Here is a 17,195-nt window from a genome sequence, read left to right as displayed (position 1 = left end):
CAGAGATGCATTTCATGCTGTTGACCGCACTGGCCCTGAGCGCCACCCTGCAATTTGACTGCCCCGCGACCATTGAAACCCGCCAGCAGCAGCTGGGGGCCAGCCCGGGGTGGCAGGTCGCCACCCGCAACGAGCAAGGGGAACAACATCAGCCCCTCAGTCACCGGCTGGACAACCTGGCCCTGTTCGACGGCGACCCCGATGAGCGAGCCCAGCTCAAGCCGGACAACGGCGACAGCGACGCGCTGCACTACTGGAGTCTGGATCGCCACAACCCCCGCCCCTTCTACCTGGTCTGCCACTATCGGGAAACGGCCATCACCCTGCAGCAGGCGCTGCCCACCGGCATCAGCTACTGCCGGGTCAACCAGCCAGAGCCTTACGACTTGCGCGGGCTGATCTGCCGCACCGAGTGACCACTCCGGCATGAGCCTTACGATAGCTGCTGCCTGCGGTGCATGATCGGCCGACAGGGGTGCATGTCGGCTGCGAACCGGCGGGTATGAAGGTCTGATCAGAGCAGCAGTTCGGCCAGCTCGCCCAGCGCCGTCAGCTCCACGTCCGGCAGCAGTTGCAACTCTCGCCAGGGCTGGCCGCGCTCGTTGAGCCAGGCGGCCTTGAAGCCGTGCAGCCTGGCTCCCAGCACGTCGGTCTGTGGATGATCCCCCACATGCAGGATCTGGCCGGGTGCCAGCTTGAGGGCCCTCTGCGCTTCTATGAACATATCCGGTGCCGGCTTCATCCTGCTACCGAGGCCAGCCTTGCAGACCAGGGTGAAGTAATCCGCGAGACCAGCCCGGGTCAGGTCCAGATTGCCGTTGGTGATGACCACCAGCGGGTAGCGCTCGGCCAGCCGGGCCAGCAGGGAGTGGGTCTGGTCACTCACCTCGATCTTCGAGCGCTCGGCCAGAAAACCGGCGAACACCGACGCCGCCTCACGCTCCGCCAACCCTTGCATCATGCCTCCCGCCGTCAGCGCGGCCTGAATGCCGTGCCGGCGCGCCAGACTGACGTCGTGGCGCAGTGCCGGTTGTTCCAGCAGCAAGTTGTGCTTGAGCGCCTGCCAGCGCGGCTTGTCCAGCATGGCGGTAGCCAGGTATTCGCTGCGCAGGTGGCTCAGCATCCACTGCTCGGCCCGTTCGATGGCCGGGCCGTTGTCATAGAGGGTATCGTCGAGGTCAAACGAGATGGCGGCCACCGGCTGCCAGCGGCGATAGAACTGCATGGTATCTCCTCTTGTCGAGTCCGGGCGTGCCCGGCCCTCTTCATTCGTCGTCCGGAGTAGCGGGATCCCGCTTCGCCCGCGGGTGGGCACTGTCATACACCTTGGCCAGATGCTGGAAGTCGAGGTGGGTGTAGATCTGGGTGGTGGAGAGATCGGCGTGACCCAGCAGCTCTTGCACCGCCCGCAGATCGCCGGAGGACTCCAACATGTGGGTGGCGAAACTGTGGCGCAGTTTGTGGGGATGGACGTGGGCGTTGAGCGCCTGCTTGTTGCCCCAGCCGTCGAGCCGCTCCTGCACCGAGCGGGCTGACAACCGCTGCTTGCGCTTGGAGACGAACAGCGCCTCCAGCTCGTCGCCGGCCAGCAGGGGGCGCAGCTTGAGCCATTTGTGCAGCCACTCCACCGCCATCCGCCCCACCGGCAGCACCCGCTCCCGCGAGCCCTTGCCGGTCACCCTGAGCTGGCGCTCGTCGAGCTTCACGTCCGCCAGATTGAGCCCCACCAGCTCGGCGAGGCGCAGGCCGGAAGAGTACATCAGCTCCATGATGGCGCGATCCCGCACCGCCAGTGGATCCTGCTCGTCGGTGATGTTGAGCAGCTGGTACATCTCGTCCACATCCAGGTTCTTGGGCAGCGGCCGCCCCTGCTTGGGGGTGACAATGCCGCGCGCCGGATTGGCCACCAGTCGGCCCTGACGCACCTGCCAGTCGCAGAAACTGCGCAGGGCGGAGACCTTGGTGGCCAGCGAACGGGGCGCCAGCCCCGCCTTGTGCATCCGGGTCACCAGACTGCGTACCTGACTCGCCTCGAGCCGGGCCCAGTCGTCGACCCCGAGCTTCACCAGCTCGGCGGTCATGGCTTCCAGATGGGCCTGGTAGTTGCTGCGGGTATGCGGGCTGAGCTGGCGCTCGACCCGCAGGTATTCGATGAAGGCCGCCAACTCGTCGGCCAGCGCAGCCGGCAATGGTTCGGCGGCTGGTGGCGCCTTGGCGGGGGATCTGGCCGGCGTCTTAGCCACGTGCCAGCTCGGGCAGACGCAGTTGCAGCAGGCGGCCAAGCTGGCCCAGCAGCAGGGTGTCGTTGTGGGGGGTGAAGTGGCTCGGATCCGAGCTGGCGAAGGCCAGCACGCCGAGATCGCCGAGCCGCATCAGCGCCACCGAGTTGACCAGCACGTCGTGGCCGAACAGTGCCTGCTTCTCGCTCTGGTTGAGCCGACCGAAGTAGTAATCCTGACCCGGCAGGCGCTGGCCCAGCAGCTGCTCGAGCTGTCTGCCCTCCGCCATGAACTTCTGCTCGGGGCCGCTCAACTGGAATTTTTTCGGGCTGAGCCAGAGCCGCAGGCCGGTCAGCCGCAGCCGCTGCACAAACGCCTTGCCCATCACGGCGCTCACTTCGAACAGGCTCTGACAGCCGTACAGCTCGCCGTAGAGATCGGCATAGACCCGGAAGATCCGCTCGTTCTCGCTGGCGATCCCCATCAGCTCGGTGATCTCCTGCTCCAGCTGCTCGATACGCTCGCGCTGTCTGTCCAGCTGGCGCTCCACCAGGGAGACGGTGCCCTTGCGTTCGTGGGGAATGCGGATCCGGTCCAGCATGGCCGCGTGGCGCTGGAAAAACTCGGGATAACGGGCCAGGTACTCCAGCACTGTGGCTTCATCCACCAGTGGTTCCTGCCGTTTGAGTTCGCTCATAACTTGGTTGGTCCATCCGAAAAAGGGGCACAAGGCCCCGACATTAGTGCTTGGCTGAGCGGGGGCCTCCCCGCCCGTGCCTATAACTCTATCTGACCGTCAAATACGTGCTCGGCCGGCCCGGTCATGTAGACCGGCTGACCCGGTCCCTTCCAGGCGATGGTCAGTTTGCCGCCCGGCAGGGTGACGGTGACCCGCTCCTTGAGCTTGCCCTGGCTGATGCCCACCACCACGGCCGCGCAGGCGCCGGTGCCGCAGGCCATGGTCTCGCCCACCCCGCGTTCGAACACCCGCAGCTTGATCTCGCTGGCGTTCACCATCTCCATGAAGCCGACGTTGACCCGCTCGGGAAAGCGCTCGTGTCGCTCCATGATGGGACCCAGGGTCGCCACCGGTGCATCGGCCACCGAGGGCACCTCGATGACGCAGTGAGGATTGCCCATGGAGACAGCCCCGCACATCACAGTATGCTCCTGGGCCCGCAGCAGGTAGGTTTTTTCCGCCTTCTGGGCCCGGAACGGGATCTTGCCCGGCTCGAACTGGGGCACCCCCATGTTGACCGTGACCTGGTTCTCCCCTTCCAGCTGCAGCACGATGCGGCCGCGGGCCGTGCTCACCGCGATGCGATCCCGGTTGATCAGCCCCTTGAGGCGCACGAAGCGGGCGAAACAGCGGGCACCGTTGCCGCACTGCTCCACCTCGCTGCCATCGGCATTGAAGATGCGGTAGTGGAAGTCGAGCTCGGGATCATAGGGCGGCTCCACCAGCAGCAGCTGGTCGAAGCCGATGCCGAAGTGGCGATCCGCCAGCTTCTTGATGACCTCATTGCTGAAAAACACCTTCTGGGTGACGCCATCCACCACCATGAAGTCGTTCCCCAGCCCGTGCATCTTGGAAAAATCTATCAACATCGTGCGTTCCTGTACCCTTGTTCACGCTCTCACTTGGAGGAACGCTTAGAGAAATCCATTAACAATCAGGGCAGTAAATGCTCACCGCGCCAGAGATCGGCCAACTGCTCGCGCTCTCTGATGAGGAACGACTGCGCGCCATCCACCAGCACTTCGGCGGCGCGGGGACGGGTGTTGTAGTTGGAGGACATGGTAAAGCCATAAGCACCGGCGGAACGCACCGCCAGCAAAGAGCCCTCGGCGATCGCCAGGGTGCGCTCCTTGCCGAGGAAGTCACCGGTCTCGCAGACCGGGCCGACCACGTCGTACAACGCCGGCTCGTGGGCGGTGCGGCTGTCCACCTCGATGATGTTCATCCAGGCGCCGTAGAGCGAGGGACGCAGCAGATCGTTCATGCCGGCGTCGATCAGCGCGAAGTTGCGGGTCTCGCCCGGCTTGAGGTACTCCACCCGGGTCAGCAGCACGCCGGCGTTGGCGACGATGGCGCGGCCCGGTTCGAACAACAGGGTCAGATCCCGGCCCGCCAGCTTCTGCTTGAGCGCCTCGGCATATTCGCTCGGGTGGGGTGGCTGCTCGGCGCCGTAATTGACCCCCAGGCCACCTCCCACGTCCAGGTGGTGAATGTGGATGCCTTCCGCCGCCAGGCCGTCGATCAGCCGCAGCAGTTTGTCGGCCGCCTCCATGAAGGGATTCAATTCAGTGAGCTGCGAGCCGATATGGCAATCCACTCCGACGATCTCGATGTTGGCCATGGCCGCCGCCTTGCGGTAGATGGCGGGCGCCTGCTCGATGGGAATACCGAACTTGTTCTGTTTGAGGCCGGTGGAGATATAGGGATGGGTACCGGCGTCGATGTCCGGGTTGACTCGAACCGACACCCGGGCCTTCTTGCCCATGCCGCCCGCCACCCGGTTCAGACGCTCCAGCTCGGCTTCCGATTCCAGGTTGAAACAGAGGATCTCTTTATCCAGCGCGAGGCGCATCTCGGCCTCGCTCTTGGCCACCCCGGAGAAGACCACCTTGGCCGGATCGCCGCCCGCCGCCAGCACCCGCGACAGCTCGCCGCCAGAGACGATGTCAAAGCCTGAGCCAAGGCGCGCCAGCAGGTTGAGCAGCGCCAGGTTGGAGTTGGCCTTGACCGCATAACAGATGAGATGGGGGATGTCGCCCGCCGCCTTGTCGAAGGCGTGCCAGTGGCGTTCAAGGGTGGCGCGGGAGTAGACGTACAGCGGGGTGCCGTACTGCTCGGCAAGTTGTTGCAGCGAGGTGTGTTCGGCCTGAAGCTGGCCGTCGGCGTCGTAGTTAAAGTGATCCAAGGGGGCGGTTCCTTCCTAAATTATTGCGGCGCGGCCTCTGGGGCAGCCTCGGCGGTCGCAGGCGTCTGTGCTTGCGGTGTACTCTGGGTCTGGGGCTGCTCGGGGGGCGGCATGTAGAGCGGTCCCGTCAGGCCACACGCGGCCAAACCAAGAGACAGAAGAGTGGCAAGCAGACACTTGGTAAGCTGGGTAATCATAATGGTTCGCTGCGAAAAAATTTTTGGCCCTCTATAATCGCACTCACATTGTTAAAAGCAACAGGATAAACCGATGAAGGATCACGAGTATCACGCCCTGACCGACGCCTTTTTCCAATATGTGGAGGACACCGTCGACGCAGGATATCCGGATATTGACTGTGAGCGTGCCGGCGGGGTCTTGACCCTGTCGTTCGAGAACAAGACCAAGGTCATCATCAACAAGCAGGAACCCCTGCACCAGATCTGGGTCGCCACCCGTGAGAACGGCTTCCACTTCGAGCTGCAAGGGGAAACCTGGATCGACAACCGCTTCGGTCACGAGCTCAAGACGCTGCTGAGCAAGGCCTGCACGACCCAGGCGGGCGAACCCGTCCAGTTCCCATGATGACGCAGCCCGCCATGATCGATCTGCATCCTGAAGGCGCCCGTCACGCAGTGATCTGGCTGCACGGGCTGGGGGATTCCGGCGCCGGCCTCGCCCCGCTGGTGGATGCGCTGGCGCTGCCCGCCGACCTGCCGGTGCGTCATCTGCTGCCCGATGCGCCGGAGCGCGCCATCACCATCAACATGGGCTACAAGATGCGCGGCTGGTACGACATCAAGAGCTTCGACAACCCGGCGGATCGCGCCGTGGAGTCCCACGTCAGGGAGTCCGCGGCCCGCATCGCCGCGCTGATCGAGCAGCTGGTGGCCGAGGGCTTCGCCCCCGAGCGCATCGTGCTGGCCGGCTTCTCCCAGGGGGGCGTGATTGCCTCCTTCACCGCCCTGCGCCTGCCGCAGCAACTGGCGGGCCTGCTCTGTATGTCCACCTACCTGGCGGCGCCCGACGCCCTGCTCGGCGAGATGAGCGAGGCTGCCCGCAGCCTGCCCATCTGCTACATGCACGGCATCTATGACGACGTGGTGAGCCTCTCCATGGGCTGGGACGCCAAGAACAGGCTGGAGGCGGCGGGGCTCTCCCCCGAGTGGCACGAGTACCCGATGCGCCACGAGATCTGCCGCCCGCAGCTCGACGACATCCGTCAGTGGCTGCTGGCTCGCCTCGCGGGCTGAGCCAACCGCGGATAGCCAAACGGCCTGCAGATGCAGGCCGTTTTCATTGGATATGAGCGATGATCCTGTGCAGCAGGGGGCCGAGACCGGGGCGTTTGCGCGCACGCCGGACCGGCCCCTGCACTACCCCGCGCCTGCGGCGGAGCCAAGCTCGCGCCCCTGACCACCGTCGCGCAGCTGACCCTGGCTGCGGTAGGGGATCACTTCCAGCTCGCCATTGATCTGCACTATCTCGTAGTACTGGGGCAGGTTGAAGTTGCTGAACTGGCCCGCGTCGCTGAAGCGCTCGTGGCTGGAGGTATAGAAGCGGTTCACCCCCTGCACCAGCTCATCCTTGTTGCCAGCGAAGTGCTGGTAGATCTCCACCCGGTTCGCCTCGTCCAGGATATAGATGTTGGTACCCGCATCCCGGGTATCGAAGAAGAACTGCACCAGCCCCTCGCTGGCGTAGGCGTCGACGATGCCGGGCAGATGCTGGCTGTGGGTCTTGTCGAGCCGCAGCGGCAGGTGATCCAGCTTGTTGTGGGAGATATGGCGATAGAAGTCGACCGCGTTCTCCAGCTTCTTGACCGACACCCCGCGCCGCTCGAAGAAGATGCCGTACTTCTCCTTGCCGAGCGCCAACGTCTTGACCAGCTGCTGCTTGTCGCGGGCCAGACGCAGCTCGATGCACTCGGCCACCAGCTGCTGGAAGCGGGTACGCACCAGAGAGCGGAAGTGCTGGCTGTAGCAGAACACCTCGATCATCTCGGGGGCGGCGGCATCCTGGTGCATCTTGCCGAGGATGGTGGTGAGGGCATCCACCACAGCCTCGTCCCCTTGGAAGTGCAGGGTACGGATCTCGCTCCAGGAGTTGCGATAGACCAGGTCCACCGAGCCCACCAGACACTCCTGGTTGCGGCCGAACGAGAAGACATCGGCGGCGTTGGCATCGAATTCGATCACCTGACCCACCCAGTGACTGGTCGGGTCCGTCTCCAGGTTGAGGAAGATGGAGAGCTGGCGAATTTCGCACGGCCGGCTGAGGGCCAGGTTGGTGGCACGGGGATACTTGACCGGGAAGGTGCCGGACAGATCGCGACAGAACTGGTGCAGGTTGTCGATGTGCAGATCCGAGCCCTGGTTGAACAGGTGCACTCGGGACTGGGGCGTCAGCAGGCCATTGAAATAGGCCCAGGAGACCAGCTTGCTGATGTAGCCGTTATATTCGAGCGGTGCCCGGCCGATGATGTCAGCCGGCTCCAGCGAATGTTTGTAGAGATACCAGCCGGCGCGGTTCAAGCGGCCGTGCGGCACCTGCACGAAGCTGAGATCCGGCTCGCTCAAGTCCGGCGCAATCTTGAGGTTGATGCGCTGCACCTTGCCCGGCAGGCTCTCGAACGCGGCATAGAGCTTGCGCGACAGGATGCCGATGTCTTCCGGGTTGATGGACTCGCTGATGTTGTTGCGCCGGGCGAACTGGATCAGGTTGCGGTAGCTCTGCATCAGGGCTTCCAGCAGCTCGGCATGAGCCACCTTGACGTCCTCAACCTTCCACTCCTGGCGGTGATCCAGATGGTGCAACCGCTCCTGACTCCAGCCCCAGTAGGAGACCAGCTGAGTCATCTGCTCGCGGCGCCAGGCCGGGGAGTGCTCCTCTTTCGGGTGGCTGAGACCGTCACACACCTTCAGATAGAAGCAGCGGCGCACCAGGTCGAGCCGCTGCATGTCGCCGATGGACTTGAGGTAGTTGGTCACCTTGTCCAACATCAGGCAGTAGTTGTCGAGCCGGTAGTGCATCCCCTCGTTGTGCTGGAACCAGTCGCGGCTGGTCACCGACAGCAGACGGGTGTTGGGATACTCGTGGGAGTAGGCCTCCATCAATACCGACTTGAGCACCGCCTTGTAGGGGGAGTCGATGCCCTTGTAGAGCTGCCAGAGGGCGGAGCCGAAGTACTCCTCGGCCGGAATGCGGTTGAAGCCACCGAGATCGAGCCAGTCATCCTGACTCAGCTTGCCATGGGCAAACAGGCCGTTGACGTAGTCATCGTAGTGATCGTCATACTCGCTGGGCACCAGATACCAGAGCAGCCGCTTGCCGGCGATCAGCATGGCGCTGCGGTAGAACTCGTCGAGCAGCAGCAGGTGCTGGGCGCTGCCGCAGCTCTCACCCTGCATCTGGGCATCGTTGCGCTGGCGGAACTTGTCCTCGGGGATCAGGAAGAAGTTGAGATCGACCCCCCGCTGCTCGGCCCACTTGGAGAGTTGCTGGCACTTGAGCTCCAGCAGCTCGAGCCGCTCCTGCGACAAACCGGCCACGTGGCAGACCCAGATATCGAGATCCGAGTGACAGCACTGACCGATGGACGAGGTGCTGCCCATGGAGTAGAGCCCCTGGATCGACTTGTCATGGGTGGTGAGGCCGTTCAGGCAGTTGGCGTTCTGGCACAGGTCCTCGATGAAGGCCTGCTGGGCGTCATTGGCGGTAAAACTCCAGATGCCGTGCGGCACATCCCCCGCCACATAACCGGGCAACAGGGGGTGATTGAAGTGCAGCATGACGGGTAGCAGCTGAAAAACCTGCTGCCCGTAGCGACTCATGAGACCTAGCGCCCGTTGCGTCTTGAGACGATTGAGTTCGTCGTAGCGCGCCACCAGCGTGTCGAGTTTTACCAGCAATGCCCTGCCTATACCGAGGTAAGAAATGACGCACCAAAACGGGGAGACGTCAAAAAAGTGTGATCATGTTAACAATGCAAACAGCGGTGGTAAACAAGCCCGCACACAATCACCGGATTATTTATGACAAGTCACTAAACAGTATCATTGGAAAGCAATAAAAATCTGTAATTTCAATAAATTAACTGGCAAGCCAGACTTAATAAAAATCATTTTCAGCGGCCGTTTTTGAGCTTGAGCCCGCTTTTGCGGGCTGTGCCATGAAAGCCCCTGCAAAGGGTGGTAAGATCGTTTTCCTTCTAAAGATGAAACAACTGATTGATATGGCAGCCCGAACCCTGAAAATTGCCACTCGCAAGAGCCCCTTGGCCCTGTGGCAGGCCAACTTCGTCAAAGACCGGCTGGAAGCCCTGTACCCCGAGTTGCAGGTCGAGCTGGTGCCCATGAGCACTCAGGGTGACAAGATCCTGGATACCCCTCTCGCCAAGGTGGGCGGCAAGGGGTTGTTCGTCAAGGAGCTGGAAACCGCCATGCTGGAGGGACGGGCCGACATCGCCGTTCACTCCATGAAAGACGTGCCGGTGGAGTTCCCCGAGGGGCTCGGCCTGCACACCATCTGCGAGCGCGAAGATCCGCGCGATGCCTTTGTTTCCAACCGCTTCGGCCAGATTGATGAGCTGCCGCAGGGAGCCGTGGTCGGCACCTCCAGCCTGCGTCGTCAGTGCCAGCTGCGCGCGGCACGCCCGGATCTGGTGATCCGCGACCTGCGCGGCAACGTCAACACCCGTCTCGCCAAGCTGGACGCAGGTGAATACGACGCCATCATCCTCGCCGCCGCCGGCCTGAAACGGCTGGAGATGGCGCACCGCATCACCGCCTTCATCGAGCCGGAACAGAGCCTGCCCGCCAACGGTCAGGGTGCGGTCGGCATCGAGTGCCGCCTCGACGATCATGAGCTGCACGCCCTGCTGGCACCGCTCGAACACCCCGAGACCCGGATCCGGGTGCTGACCGAGCGCGCCATGAACCGTGCCCTGCAGGGGGGTTGCCAGGTTCCCATCGGGGCCTACGCCCTGGTTCAGGGGGAAGAAGTATGGCTGCGTGGACTGGTGGGCAGCCCGGATGGCAGCCGCGTCATCCGCGACGAGATCCGCGGCCCGCTGGCCGACGGTGAAGCCCTCGGCCACACCCTGGCCCAGCGCCTGCTGGCCGATGGTGCCGATGTCATCCTGGCCGAGGTCTACCGGGCATGATCCCGCTGGTGGTGCGCCCGGCCGCCCAGGCCGCCGAGTTGGCCACACTGCTGCGCCAGCACGGCCACGCACCGCTCTGCTGCCCGCTGCTGGAAACCGTGGCGGGCAGCGAACTGCACCGCCTGCCCGAACTGCTGCCCCAGGCTGACATCGTCATCGCCGTCAGCATGCATGCGGTTCATTTCACTCATCATTTTCTGTTGCAAACTGGTCAGACCTGGCCAAATATTGACTACTTTGCGGTCGGTCAGGCCAGCGCGGATGCCTTCGCCGAGGTGGGCATCCAGGCCTTCAGCCCGGACGATCCGCGCAGCGAAGGGCTGCTGGCCCTGCCCGGCCTGCAACAGGTGAACGGCAAGCGGGTGCTGATCCTGCGCGGCAATGGCGGCCGGGATCTCATCGCCCGGACGCTGGCCTCACGCGGCGCACTGGTGCACTATTGTGCGGCCTATGAGCGCCACTACCCCGCACTGGACGGGGACACATTGACTCGCCACTGGCAGGCGGCCGGGCTCGACAGCCTGCTCGTCACCAGCGGTGAACTGCTGCAACGGCTGCTGGAACTGGTCCCGGACCAACAGCTGCCCTGGCTGCGCGACCGCCTGCTGGTGGTGCCCAGCCCGCGGGTGGCCGAGATGGCCGCAGCGGCGGGCTTTACCCATATCACGATTGCCCAGGGTGCATCCAACCAGGCCCTGACGGCCGCTCTGGAACTGAGGAAGATGGAATGACTGAACAGCAAGAAGTCCAGCCGAGTGCCGCGGCCTCCGTGGCCGACAACAAGCAACCCGGCCAGAAGGTCAACAACAAGAAGGGCAGCTCGGGCGCTGTGGTCGGCGGCATCGCCATCCTGCTGGCCCTCGGCCTGACCGGCGGCCTCTATCTGCACGGCCACAAGAGTGCCGTGACCCAGCAGGGCGAGCTGAACCAGCTCAAGCTGCAACTGGCCGAGGCCATGAACAAGCTTGACCAGAGCAACAGCAAGGATGGCGAACAGCTGGCCGCCCTCGGCAAGCAGCAGCAACTGCTGCAGGACGAGCTCAAGGGGTTGCAGACCCGGGTGCTGGATCTCAACGACAAGCGCCCCAACGACTGGATGCTGGCCGAATCCGAATACCTGGTACGGATGGCCGGTCGCAAGCTGTGGCTGGAACACGACCTCGTCTCCGCCATCACACTGCTCGGCAATGCCGACGAGCGCATCAAGGCGCTCAACGATCCCAGCCTGATGCCCATCCGCAAGGCGCTGGCCGAAGACATCGCCCAGCTCAAGGGGATGCCGCGCATCGACCGCGAAGGGCTGACCCTGAAGCTGGCCGCCCTCTCCGATCAGATCGAGCTGCTGCCACTCTCCACCGTCAGCATGCCGGAAGCCAAGAGCGAGCCCGATCAGGCCGTCAGCACCAACCCGGACGAGTGGGAGAGCAACCTGAAGAAGAACTGGGTCAAGTTCACCGAGAACTTCATCACCATCCGCCGTCGCGACGGCGCGGTGGAGGCCCTGCTCTCCCCGCAGCAGGAGATCTTCCTGCGCGAGAACCTCAAGACCAAGCTGCTGCAAGCCCAGCTCGCCGTCTACCGCGAACAGCAGGCCCTCTATGACGACAGCCTGGACAAGGCCCAGCGCTGGCTGACCCAGTATTTCGATACCGACAACAGCGCCACCCACTACATGCAGTCCGAGCTGGACAAGCTCAAGGGGGAGCAGATCCAGTTCAACTATCCGGATCGCTTCAAGACCCAGGCCATGCTGGAAGAGGTGCTGACCGAGCGCCTGCAGCGCATTCTGGCCAGCAACTGAGGAGGGCACCATGATTCGTCTGATTGTACTGGTGGCCGCCATGGTGGCCGGCCTCATCTTCGGCCCGCAGGCCTCCGGCAACAAGGGCTATGTGCTGATCTCGCTGGGCAACTACACGGTTGAATCTTCGGTCACCAGCGCGGTGATCCTGGCGGTGCTGTTCTACGGTGCCCTGCTCCTTGTCGAATGGCTGCTGGGCCGGGTATTCGGCCTGCGCCGCAAGACGCTGGGCTGGTACGGCTCGCGCCGGCGCCGCAAGGCCAACCAGCAGACCGTGGCCGCCACCCTGGCCATGGCCGAGGGGCACTACAGCCAGGCCGAGAAGCTGATGCTCAAGGGCGCCAGCAACAGCGACACCCCGCTGCTCAACTACCTGAGCGCCGCCAAGGCGGCCCAGGCCCGTGGCGATGACGTGCGCCGGGACCAATACCTGCAAAAGGCGCAGGAGGAGAACCCCAAGGCCGAGCTGGCGCTGACCCTGACCCAGACCCAGCTGCAGATCGAGCAGGGCCAGTACGATACCGCGCTGGCCATGCTGGAATCCGTCTATGCCCTCAACCCGCGCCACCCCATGGTGCTGGACCAGCTACGCCAGGTGCACCTGGCTCGCGAGGACTGGGCTGCCCTCATCGACCTCCTTCCGGTGCTGCACAAAGTGGGCAAGCTGACCCCCAAACAGGAAGAGGATCTGCTGCAGCAGGCCTGGCGTGGTCGCCTCGACGCCGCCAGCGGCGCCCTCGAGACCCTGCGCCCGATCTGGCAGGAGCTGCCGCGCAAGCTGCGCCAGGATCCGGATCTGCTGGCCGCCTATGGCGATCGCCTGCGCCAGCTGGGGGCCGACAATGAAGCCGCCGAGCTGTGGCTGGATGCGCTGCGCAAGCAGGTCTCACCCCAGCTGCTGACCCGTCTGCCCAAGCTCAAGCTCGACAACTACCAGCCGATGCTGACCCTGCTGCAGAAGATCCAGGACCAGCCGGGCGTCGACGCGGCGCTGGCCCAGATCTACCTGCTGGCCGGTCAGCTGGACGACGCCCAGCGCCTGCTGGAGCAGGAGGTCGCGAAAGCGCCGAACGCCGCCGTCTACCACGCCCTCGGTCAGGTGATGGACAAGCGCCGCCTCACCAACAAAGCCAACGAGTACTACCGCCAGGCCTTGCAGCTGGCCGACGTCTGACGCCCGTTCGTCGCGAAATAAAAAAGAGGCCGCAGTTGCGGCCTCTTTTTATTGGGATTGTTCCGAATGACTGTTCTCCCTTCTACCCTCGTGGGAGAAGGGAGAACCAGCTACCACCCTCTCCCCGAGGGAGAGGGTCAGCCTCAGGCCGTCATTCGCTCCAGTTCACCGATGAGCCAGATGGCCTCTTCCCGGTGATAGCCGCACACGTCCTGCATGGGACGAAAGCCGCCGCACACCGCTGGCCGTTCGGGCTGGCCAAAGATCTTGCAGCCCAGCCGCGCATCGAGCTGCACGCAGGGCACGCCGGCCGGTTTGCCGTCGGGCATGCCGGGAATGGCACTGCTGATACTGGGGGCGATGCAGCAGGCACCGCAACCTTGACGACATTCCATGTAATGCTTTCCTCGGCAGGGCGAACCAGTGTAGCAAAGGGCGGGGATTTTCCTCACTGTTATACCGGCCCCGCCATGAAATAGTGTCCTTGCCAACAGACAACAAAAAAGCCCGACAGTGTCGGGCTTTTCAGGCGGTACCATGGGGGTTGCCCCCCGCGCATCCTGATTAGAGGATGATGTCGCGCACCACGCTGTCTTTGCGATCCAGGAAGTGAATCGACTTGATGCGGCGGATGGTCCGCGATTTGCCACGGATCAGCAGGGTCTCGGTGGTCGCCATGACGCCGTCACTGGTGATGCCGTCCAGCAGATCACCCTTGGTGATGCCGGTGGCCGAGAAGATGACGTTGTCATTCTTGGCCAGGTCTTCCAGCTTGAGCACCTTGCTCACGTCGATGCCAAGTGCCTCGCAGCGGGCAATTTCCTGCTCGCCCAGCGCACGCACTTCCGGGCTGTCGCCCTTGACCTGATGACGGGGCACCAGGCGGGCCTGCATGTCACCGTCCAGCGCACGGATCACCGCCGCCGAGATCACCCCTTCCGGCGCGCCGCCGATGCCATACAGCATGTCCACTTCGCTGTCCGGCAGACAGGTGAGGATGGAGGCAGCCACGTCGCCGTCGGGAATGGCGAACACCCGCACACCCAGCCCCTGCATCTCCTTGATCGCCTTGTCGTGACGCGGCTTGGCCAGGGTGATCACGGTCAGGCGGGAGAGCGGCTTGCCGAGCGCCTTGGCCACGGCCTTGAGGTTCAGCTCGAGCGCCTGATCGAGGTCGATGGCACCCTTGGCCTTGGGACCCACGATCAGCTTCTCCATGTACATGTCGGGAGCCTTGAGGAAGGAGCCCTTGTCGCCGACGGCCAGCACGGCCAGGGCATTGGCCTGACCCATGGCGGTCATGCGGGTACCCTCGATGGGGTCGACTGCGATGTCCACCGCGTCGCCCAGACCCGTGCCCACCTTCTCGCCGATGTAGAGCATGGGGGCTTCGTCAATTTCACCCTCGCCGATCACAATCTCACCATCGATCTGGATCTGATTGAGGATATGGCGCATGGCCGCAACGGCCGCCCCATCGGCGATATTCTTGTCACCACGTCCGAGCCACTTGTAGCCAGCCAGTGCAGCCGCTTCCGTCACTCGGGAAAACTCGATTGCCAGTTCACGTCTCATCGCATATCCAACCTTTGGAGCTCGAAAACGGGCGGCATTCTACCACAAGGGCAAACCTTTGCGCGCAAAAGTGGCGGTTCGTCACACAAAACACGGCCCTTTCACCAATTTGACATCAAACCGCCACCGACACTTCACGAGAGTGTCACCCCGCTGTCATCCCCCCTGCCTAGCATGGCCCCGTCTTTTACAACAAAGCTTGCAACACAAGGGATTAAGATGAAAAAGCTGACTGTAGTGGCACTGGCTCTCACCGCGGCCTTCCAGGCTCACGCCGTTGAAGTTTACAAGAATGACACCACCACCCTGGATCTGTACGGCCGCATCTACGCCGGCCAGTTCTTCGGTGACAAGAAGGAAGGGGTCGACAGCACCCATCCGAACGGCACTCAGGAGTACAGCGACAAGCAGGGCGCCAATCAGTTCGTCCGCTTCGGCGCCAAGGTCGACAGCCAGATCAACAGCCAACTGAAGGCGCTGGCCCAGTACGAAGTGCAGATGTACATCAACGACAGCGAGAAGACCATCAGCGAGAACTCCGACAACCTGCGCACCCGTCTGGCGTTCGCCGGTGTTGGCGCCGACTGGGGCAACATCACCTTCGGTCGCCAGAAAGGAGCCCCTGGCTTCCTGGCTGACTGGACCGACGTTTCTCTCTCCGACGGTTACGGCAACGACGCGCTGGGCGCCAAGACCGACACCTTCGCCACCAACCGTGCCGGTTCCGTGCTGAAGTACTCCGGTCTGTTCAACGGCTTCCAGGTAGACACCAGCTACAAGTTCGACGGCGGTGACACCGAAGAGACCACCAGCAAGGACAGCGATGCCGCCTACGGCGCCGCCGTGGCCTACACCTTCCCGTTCAACCTGGCGCTGGGCACCGCCTACAACGTGGGGATCCGCGACAAGAACGGAGAAGAGGATGCCAAGCTGTGGCTGCTCTCCGCCAAGTACGACAACAAGGCCGTCTACGCCGCCCTGAGCTATGCGGACGGCACCGACTTCCTGGCCACCGGCAAGGATCACACCGGCTGGGAAGGGGCGCTGGGCTACAACTTCGAGAACGGCTTCGGCCTGATGGCGCTGTGGAACAAGCAGAAGGTAGAGCAGGACGGCAAGGCCGACTATGACTCCATCGACTACTACACCCTGGGCGCCCAGTACAAGTTCAACAAGAACCTGCGCGTCATCGGCGAGTACCGCATCAACAACCTCGACAGCAAAGAGAGCGGCAAGCTCAACGTCAAGGATGACTTCCAGCTGGCGGCCCGCTACGACTTCTAAGTCGGGCCCCTCTGCACTGCGCGCGCCGGCTGATGCCGGCGCGCTCTTTTGCATCCGCGTCGGCGTGCTCTGCTCCCCATGATCTAGGCTCAACAGAACCACGACGAGGAGATCATCATGCCGCTACGCCTGCTCATCTGCTGCTGTCTGCTCTGCGCCCTGCCCGCCCAGGCGCTGACCATCGCCATGGTGCTGTGGCGCGGCGAGACCGATGCCGAGCGCGGCTTTCGCGACGAGCTGAACCGGCTAGGTCATCACCCCACCTTCGTCACCTTCAACGCCAATCAGGACAGAACCGTGCTGGCCACCCTGCTGCGCCAGCAACTGCTGCCCTCTCTCAACGACTACGACTACATCTACTGCTTCGGCACCACCGCCACGGCCATGGTCAAGAGCCTGGTGGGCAACCGCAAACCGTTGATTTTCAGCATAGTGTCCGACCCCGTCGGGGCCGGATTCCTGTCCGACGACAAGACGGAGAACCAGATGGTGGCAGGCACCAGCAACATGGTGCCGATGGCGCTGCAGCTCGCCAACGCCCGCCGCTATCTGCCCGCTGGCAAAGGGTTGCTGCTGCCGTTCAACCCGCGCGAACAGAACACCCTGCTGACCGGCGAGCTGCTGCTGCGCGAAGCCCATCGCTACCAGTGGGATCTCACTACTTGGCGCATCGCGCCGGACAAGCGGCGGCTGGCCAGCGAACTCAAGCGGCTGCAGCACGACGCCAAAGAGAGCATCGTGTTTCTCGCCGCCGACAGCTACCTGCTCTCCATCGCCCCCGAACTGCTGGCCGCCCTCAACGAGGCGGGCATCCCCACCATCTGCAGCGCCGAGCTCTATGTCGAGCACGGCTGCACAGTCGGCACCATCAGCAGCTATCGGGCCCTCGGCCAGATGGCGGCCAACATCATCCACCGCAACCTGCAGGGCACCCCGCTGCAGGATATCCCGCTGCAGACCGACCCGGCGCCGCGGCTGGTCCTGGGCAAGCAGCTGGCCGAGATCGCCCCCTCTGCCACCGACCACTGAGCCCCTCATCCCCCTTTCTCCCTCC

The 17,195-nt window shown here is 63.5% G+C and carries 18 protein-coding genes; 9 read left to right on the top strand and 9 right to left on the bottom strand.

Going from position 1 to position 17,195, the window contains the following annotated elements; genetic code table 11:
• The first annotated feature begins 14 nt into the window (after positions 1-14).
• Positions 15-416, top strand: a complete 402-nt coding sequence (locus ACPDZI_RS01735) for an STY0301 family protein (protein ID WP_438833900.1) — start codon at positions 15-17, stop codon at positions 414-416.
• A gap of 98 nt (positions 417-514) precedes the next feature.
• Here ACPDZI_RS01735 and ACPDZI_RS01730 read toward each other — a convergent pair whose 3' ends face one another.
• From ACPDZI_RS01730 to lptM, 6 genes are all read right to left on the bottom strand, one after another.
• Positions 515-1,225, bottom strand: coding sequence for an HAD-IA family hydrolase (locus ACPDZI_RS01730; RefSeq protein ID WP_438833899.1), 711 nt, complete (start codon positions 1,223-1,225; stop codon positions 515-517).
• 40 nt (positions 1,226-1,265) lie between these two features.
• The gene (gene xerC / locus ACPDZI_RS01725) at positions 1,266-2,243 is read right to left on the bottom strand and encodes a tyrosine recombinase XerC (protein ID WP_106553490.1); all 978 of its coding nucleotides are present in this window, start codon (positions 2,241-2,243) and stop codon (positions 1,266-1,268) included.
• Positions 2,236-2,916, bottom strand: a complete 681-nt coding sequence (locus ACPDZI_RS01720; protein WP_016349251.1) for a DUF484 family protein — start codon at positions 2,914-2,916, stop codon at positions 2,236-2,238. The genes xerC and ACPDZI_RS01720 overlap by 8 nt, the downstream gene beginning before the upstream one ends.
• 80 nt (positions 2,917-2,996) lie before the next feature.
• The gene (gene dapF / locus ACPDZI_RS01715; protein WP_438833898.1) at positions 2,997-3,827 is read right to left on the bottom strand and encodes a diaminopimelate epimerase; all 831 of its coding nucleotides are present in this window, start codon (positions 3,825-3,827) and stop codon (positions 2,997-2,999) included.
• A 65-nt stretch (positions 3,828-3,892) separates the two neighbouring features.
• On the bottom strand, positions 3,893-5,143 hold the full coding sequence (gene lysA / locus ACPDZI_RS01710) for a diaminopimelate decarboxylase (protein ID WP_016349249.1): 1,251 nt from the start codon (positions 5,141-5,143) through the stop codon (positions 3,893-3,895).
• Between the two features lie 20 nt (positions 5,144-5,163).
• Positions 5,164-5,340, bottom strand: coding sequence for an LPS translocon maturation chaperone LptM (gene lptM, locus ACPDZI_RS01705; RefSeq protein WP_017408874.1), 177 nt, complete (start codon positions 5,338-5,340; stop codon positions 5,164-5,166).
• A 73-nt stretch (positions 5,341-5,413) separates the two neighbouring features.
• Here lptM and cyaY point away from each other — a divergent pair, with 73 nt between their 5' ends.
• Together cyaY and ACPDZI_RS01695 are read left to right on the top strand one after the other, a co-directional pair.
• Positions 5,414-5,728, top strand: coding sequence for an iron donor protein CyaY (cyaY, locus tag ACPDZI_RS01700; RefSeq protein WP_043125653.1), 315 nt, complete (start codon positions 5,414-5,416; stop codon positions 5,726-5,728).
• A gap of 14 nt (positions 5,729-5,742) precedes the next feature.
• Positions 5,743-6,396 carry an alpha/beta hydrolase gene (locus ACPDZI_RS01695; RefSeq protein ID WP_039212936.1) on the top strand — a complete coding sequence of 218 codons (654 nt, stop codon included), beginning with the start codon at positions 5,743-5,745 and terminating at the stop codon, positions 6,394-6,396.
• A 123-nt stretch (positions 6,397-6,519) separates the two neighbouring features.
• Here ACPDZI_RS01695 and ACPDZI_RS01690 read toward each other — a convergent pair whose 3' ends face one another.
• On the bottom strand, positions 6,520-9,054 hold the full coding sequence (locus ACPDZI_RS01690) for a class I adenylate cyclase (protein ID WP_146061960.1): 2,535 nt from the start codon (positions 9,052-9,054) through the stop codon (positions 6,520-6,522).
• A gap of 323 nt (positions 9,055-9,377) precedes the next feature.
• On the opposite strand from ACPDZI_RS01690, the gene hemC reads away from it, so the two are divergent.
• From hemC to ACPDZI_RS01670, 4 genes are read left to right on the top strand one after another with little or no spacing between them, the layout of a single operon-like run.
• The gene (gene hemC / locus ACPDZI_RS01685) at positions 9,378-10,307 is read left to right on the top strand and encodes a hydroxymethylbilane synthase (RefSeq protein WP_016349245.1); all 930 of its coding nucleotides are present in this window, start codon (positions 9,378-9,380) and stop codon (positions 10,305-10,307) included.
• Positions 10,304-11,038 carry a uroporphyrinogen-III synthase gene (locus tag ACPDZI_RS01680; protein ID WP_202011727.1) on the top strand — a complete coding sequence of 245 codons (735 nt, stop codon included), beginning with the start codon at positions 10,304-10,306 and terminating at the stop codon, positions 11,036-11,038. Before hemC ends, ACPDZI_RS01680 begins: the two co-directional genes overlap by 4 nt.
• On the top strand, positions 11,035-12,108 hold the full coding sequence (locus ACPDZI_RS01675; RefSeq protein WP_202011728.1) for a uroporphyrinogen-III C-methyltransferase: 1,074 nt from the start codon (positions 11,035-11,037) through the stop codon (positions 12,106-12,108). The genes ACPDZI_RS01680 and ACPDZI_RS01675 overlap by 4 nt, the downstream gene beginning before the upstream one ends.
• A gap of 10 nt (positions 12,109-12,118) precedes the next feature.
• Complete coding sequence (locus tag ACPDZI_RS01670) at positions 12,119-13,282, top strand: heme biosynthesis HemY N-terminal domain-containing protein (protein WP_438833897.1); 1,164 nt, start codon at positions 12,119-12,121, stop codon at positions 13,280-13,282.
• Positions 13,283-13,425: 143 nt separating this feature from the next.
• Here ACPDZI_RS01670 and ACPDZI_RS01665 read toward each other — a convergent pair whose 3' ends face one another.
• On the bottom strand, positions 13,426-13,677 hold the full coding sequence (locus ACPDZI_RS01665; RefSeq protein WP_016349241.1) for a YkgJ family cysteine cluster protein: 252 nt from the start codon (positions 13,675-13,677) through the stop codon (positions 13,426-13,428).
• 169 nt (positions 13,678-13,846) lie between these two features.
• A complete protein-coding gene (glpX, locus tag ACPDZI_RS01660; RefSeq protein ID WP_016349240.1) occupies positions 13,847-14,857 on the bottom strand; it encodes a class II fructose-bisphosphatase in 1,011 nt (336 codons plus the stop codon).
• A gap of 219 nt (positions 14,858-15,076) precedes the next feature.
• Here glpX and ACPDZI_RS01655 point away from each other — a divergent pair, with 219 nt between their 5' ends.
• Both ACPDZI_RS01655 and ACPDZI_RS01650 read left to right on the top strand, forming a co-directional pair.
• The gene (locus ACPDZI_RS01655; protein WP_016349239.1) at positions 15,077-16,141 is read left to right on the top strand and encodes a porin; all 1,065 of its coding nucleotides are present in this window, start codon (positions 15,077-15,079) and stop codon (positions 16,139-16,141) included.
• 117 nt (positions 16,142-16,258) lie between these two features.
• Entirely contained in the window at positions 16,259-17,170 is a 912-nt protein-coding gene (locus ACPDZI_RS01650) for an ABC transporter substrate-binding protein (protein ID WP_202011730.1), read from the top strand.
• Positions 17,171-17,195: the final 25 nt, after the last annotated feature.

It is taken from the genome of Aeromonas oralensis (assembly GCF_049665575.1).
GTDB lineage: Bacteria > Pseudomonadota > Gammaproteobacteria > Enterobacterales > Aeromonadaceae > Aeromonas > Aeromonas hydrophila.
Note: the sequence above shows the minus strand (reverse complement) of the source record. Positions and strands in the feature narration are given on the sequence as shown.

Excerpts from the sequence above, each read along its gene's own strand:
- ACPDZI_RS01735 (WP_438833900.1), top strand. The coding sequence starts at position 15 with ATGCTGTTGACCGCACTGGCCCTGAGCGCCACCCTGCAATTTGACTGC.
- ACPDZI_RS01730 (WP_438833899.1), bottom strand. The coding sequence starts at position 1,225 with ATGCAGTTCTATCGCCGCTGGCAGCCGGTGGCCGCCATCTCGTTTGAC.
- ACPDZI_RS01720 (WP_016349251.1), bottom strand. The coding sequence starts at position 2,916 with ATGAGCGAACTCAAACGGCAGGAACCACTGGTGGATGAAGCCACAGTG.
- dapF (WP_438833898.1), bottom strand. The coding sequence starts at position 3,827 with ATGTTGATAGATTTTTCCAAGATGCACGGGCTGGGGAACGACTTCATG.
- lptM (WP_017408874.1), bottom strand. The coding sequence starts at position 5,340 with ATGATTACCCAGCTTACCAAGTGTCTGCTTGCCACTCTTCTGTCTCTT.
- cyaY (WP_043125653.1), top strand. The coding sequence starts at position 5,414 with ATGAAGGATCACGAGTATCACGCCCTGACCGACGCCTTTTTCCAATAT.
- ACPDZI_RS01695 (WP_039212936.1), top strand. The coding sequence starts at position 5,743 with ATGATCGATCTGCATCCTGAAGGCGCCCGTCACGCAGTGATCTGGCTG.
- hemC (WP_016349245.1), top strand. The coding sequence starts at position 9,378 with ATGGCAGCCCGAACCCTGAAAATTGCCACTCGCAAGAGCCCCTTGGCC.
- ACPDZI_RS01680 (WP_202011727.1), top strand. The coding sequence starts at position 10,304 with ATGATCCCGCTGGTGGTGCGCCCGGCCGCCCAGGCCGCCGAGTTGGCC.
- ACPDZI_RS01675 (WP_202011728.1), top strand. The coding sequence starts at position 11,035 with ATGACTGAACAGCAAGAAGTCCAGCCGAGTGCCGCGGCCTCCGTGGCC.
- ACPDZI_RS01670 (WP_438833897.1), top strand. The coding sequence starts at position 12,119 with ATGATTCGTCTGATTGTACTGGTGGCCGCCATGGTGGCCGGCCTCATC.
- ACPDZI_RS01665 (WP_016349241.1), bottom strand. The coding sequence starts at position 13,677 with ATGGAATGTCGTCAAGGTTGCGGTGCCTGCTGCATCGCCCCCAGTATC.
- glpX (WP_016349240.1), bottom strand. The coding sequence starts at position 14,857 with ATGAGACGTGAACTGGCAATCGAGTTTTCCCGAGTGACGGAAGCGGCT.
- ACPDZI_RS01655 (WP_016349239.1), top strand. The coding sequence starts at position 15,077 with ATGAAAAAGCTGACTGTAGTGGCACTGGCTCTCACCGCGGCCTTCCAG.
- ACPDZI_RS01650 (WP_202011730.1), top strand. The coding sequence starts at position 16,259 with ATGCCGCTACGCCTGCTCATCTGCTGCTGTCTGCTCTGCGCCCTGCCC.